Origin of the sequence: Allosphingosinicella sp., assembly GCF_036387215.1 — a bacterium.
GTDB lineage: Bacteria > Pseudomonadota > Alphaproteobacteria > Sphingomonadales > Sphingomonadaceae > Allosphingosinicella.
Window position 1 is genome coordinate 1 of the sequence record NZ_DASVUE010000395.1, and the last position, 2977, is coordinate 2977.

At 64.5% G+C, this 2977-nt stretch carries 3 protein-coding genes; all 3 read right to left on the reverse strand.

What is annotated here, in order from left to right:
- Positions 1–40: 40 nt before the first annotated feature.
- Positions 41–2125, reverse strand: coding sequence for an NADH-quinone oxidoreductase subunit L (nuoL, locus tag VF662_RS15230; protein WP_464142781.1), 2085 nt, complete (start codon positions 2123–2125; stop codon positions 41–43).
- Position 2126: 1 nt separating this feature from the next.
- Positions 2127–2432, reverse strand: a complete 306-nt coding sequence (gene nuoK / locus VF662_RS15235; RefSeq protein WP_464142782.1) for an NADH-quinone oxidoreductase subunit NuoK — start codon at positions 2430–2432, stop codon at positions 2127–2129.
- A 28-nt stretch (positions 2433–2460) separates the two neighbouring features.
- Positions 2461–2977: NADH-quinone oxidoreductase subunit J (locus VF662_RS15240; RefSeq protein WP_464142784.1), on the reverse strand; the 517-nt coding region annotated here is incomplete at its 5' end.

The following is a 2977-nucleotide window of genomic DNA, read 5'->3' on the forward strand; positions in this document are numbered from 1 at the left end:
ACGAGCAGCATCAGCGACAGGATCGGAAAGCCGAGAGCGTTCATCGCGCCATCGCCCAGGTGGCGGCGGCGGCGACGCCGAGCAGCATCACGAGCGCGTAGGTGTAGAGATAGCCGGACTGGAGCCGGGCGGTGAGCGCGTTCCCGCCTGCCACCAGGGTCGCTGCGCCGTCGGGCCCGAAGCGATCAATCGTCTTTTCGTCGCCACGCTTCCAGAAGAAGCGGCCGAGCCAGAGCGAGGGGCGAATGAACACCGTGTTGTAGATCTCGTCGAAGAACCACTTGTTGTAGAGGAAGCGGTAGAGGATCCCGAACTGGCCGACGAAGCGCTCCGGAAGAGTGGTGTTCCGAACATAGGCCTGAAGCGCGATCAGGAAGCCGGTGATCATCACGATCGCGGGCGCGAGCTTCACCCACAGAGGCGAATGATGGATCTCCTCCATCAGATGCGCGTCGAAGGCGAGGCTGCGGCCCCAGAATTCGACGCCTTCATGGGCGTCGATGAACGGCCCGTGGAAGACGATGCCCGCGAACACCGCGCCGAGCGCGAGCACGCCAAGCGGCACCAGCATCGTCCAGGGGCTTTCATGCGGATGATAGCCGCCGGTCCCGGTGGGGATTTCCTGCGCACCCGCTTCGTTGGGGCGCGTGTCGTGGCCCGCATCTTCTTCGTCCGAATGATCGGCATGATGATGATGGTCGTGCGCGTCGTGGAGGGCGTGCTGGATATGCTCCGAGGCGGCCCAGCGGGGCTTTCCGAAGAAGGTGAGGAAGATGAGCCGCCAGCTGTAGAAGCTCGTCAGCAAGGCCGCGAAAATGCCGACCGCGAAGGCGAAGCCGCCGTGCGCCGTGCCGCTCATATAGGCGCTCTCGATGATCGCGTCCTTCGAGAAGAAGCCCGCGAAGCCGAAGCCGGGCAAGCCGCCGATCGCGATCACGCCTACGCCGGTGATCGCGAGCGTTCCCGCCATCATCGCCCAGAAGGTAAGCGGGATCGACTTACGAAGGCCGCCGTAGAAGCGCATGTCCTGCTCGTGGTGCATGGCATGGATCACCGAGCCCGCGCCGAGGAACAGCAGGGCCTTGAAGAAAGCGTGCGTGAAGAGGTGGAACATCGCCGCGGAATAGGCGCCGACGCCGGCCGCGAAGAACATGTAGCCCAATTGCGAGCAGGTCGAATAAGCGATCACGCGCTTGATGTCGTTCTGGACCGTACCCACCGTGGCGGCGAACAGGGCCGTGGCTGCGCCGACGAAGGTGACGACGGCAAGCGCGGTGTCGCTCGTCTCGAACATCGGCGAGAGGCGGCAGACCATGAACACGCCCGCGGTGACCATGGTCGCGGCGTGGATGAGCGCGGAGACCGGCGTCGGGCCCTCCATCGCGTCCGGAAGCCAGGTGTGGAGCCCGAGCTGCGCGGACTTGCCCATCGCGCCGACGAACAGCAGCAGGCAGAGCGTCGTCATGACGTCGACGCGCATCCCGAGGAAACCGAAGGTCGAGCCCGCCATGCCGGGAGCCGCGGCGAGGATCGCAGGGATGGACACGGTGCCGAAGACGAGGAACGTGCCGAAGATACCCAGCGAGAAGCCGAAATCGCCGACGCGATTGACGACGAACGCTTTCAGCGCTGCCGCGTTGGCAGAGGGCTTGTGGTACCAGAAGCCGATCAGCAGATAGGATGCGAGGCCGACGCCCTCCCAGCCGAAGAACATCTGGACGAGGTTGTCGGCCGTCACCAGCATCAGCATCGCGAAGGTGAAGAGCGACAGATAGGCGAAGAAGCGCGGCTGCGACGGATCCTCGGCCATATAGCCCCAGGAATAGAGATGGACGAGGCTCGAGACCGTCGTCACCACCACCAGCATCACCGCCGTCAGCGCATCGACGCGAAGCGACCAATCCACCTGCAGAGCCCCGGAATGGATCCAGGCGAGCACCGGATGGAGCTGCGACGTCTCCGTTCCGGCCATGAAGCCGAGGAAGATGGGCCAGGAGAGGATCGCAGACGCGAACAGCGCGCCGGTGGTGATCAGCTTGGCCGCGAAGTTGCCGATCATGCGGTTGCCGAGGCCGGCGACGATCGCAGCCAGCAGCGGCAGGAAGACGATGAGCTGGACGGTCATATCAGCCCTTCATCTGGTTGATGTCGTCGACCGCGATCGTGCCGCGGCCGCGGAAGTAGATGACGAGGATCGCGAGGCCGATCGCCGCCTCGCCCGCAGCGACGGTGAGCACGAACATCGCGAATACCTGTCCCACCATGTCGTGGAGATAGGCGGAGAAGGCGACGAGGTTGATGTTCACGCTGAGCAGGATGAGCTCGATCGCCATCAGGATGACGATGATGTTCTTGCGGTTGATGAAGATGCCGAACACGCCGAGCACGAACAGGATCGCGCTCACGACGAGGAAGTGGCCCAAGCCGATCATGATCGGCGTCCTTTCGACCAGAGCCCGATCACAGCTTCACCCCCTCGCCCACCGGCTGGTCGGTGACGATGCGGACGGCGTCCTCGGGGCGGCGGCGGTTCTGGGCAGAGACGTTCTGCGGGCGAAGGTCGCTGCGCTTCCTGTGCGTGAGCACGATCGCACCGATCATCGCGACCAGCAGCACCAGGCCCGCGGCTTCGAAGATGTAGAGGTAGCGCGTGTAGAGGACCGTCCCCAGTTCCTGGATGTTCGGCACGTTGGGATCGGTCGGAGCCGCCTTGGCCGCGGTCTCGATGCCGCCCGCGTTCCAGGCGGCGACGGCGAAGATGATCTCGGCGAGGAGCACCAGCGCCAGTATCCCTCCGAACGGCAGATATTTGGCGAAGCCCGCCCGGAGCTCCGCGAAGTCGACGTCGAGCATCATCACGACGAACAGGAACAGCACTGCGACCGCGCCGACATAGACGATCACCAGCAGCATCGCGATGAACTCGGCGCCCACGATCAGCATCAGCCCGGCCGCGTTGAAGAAGGCCAGGATCAGC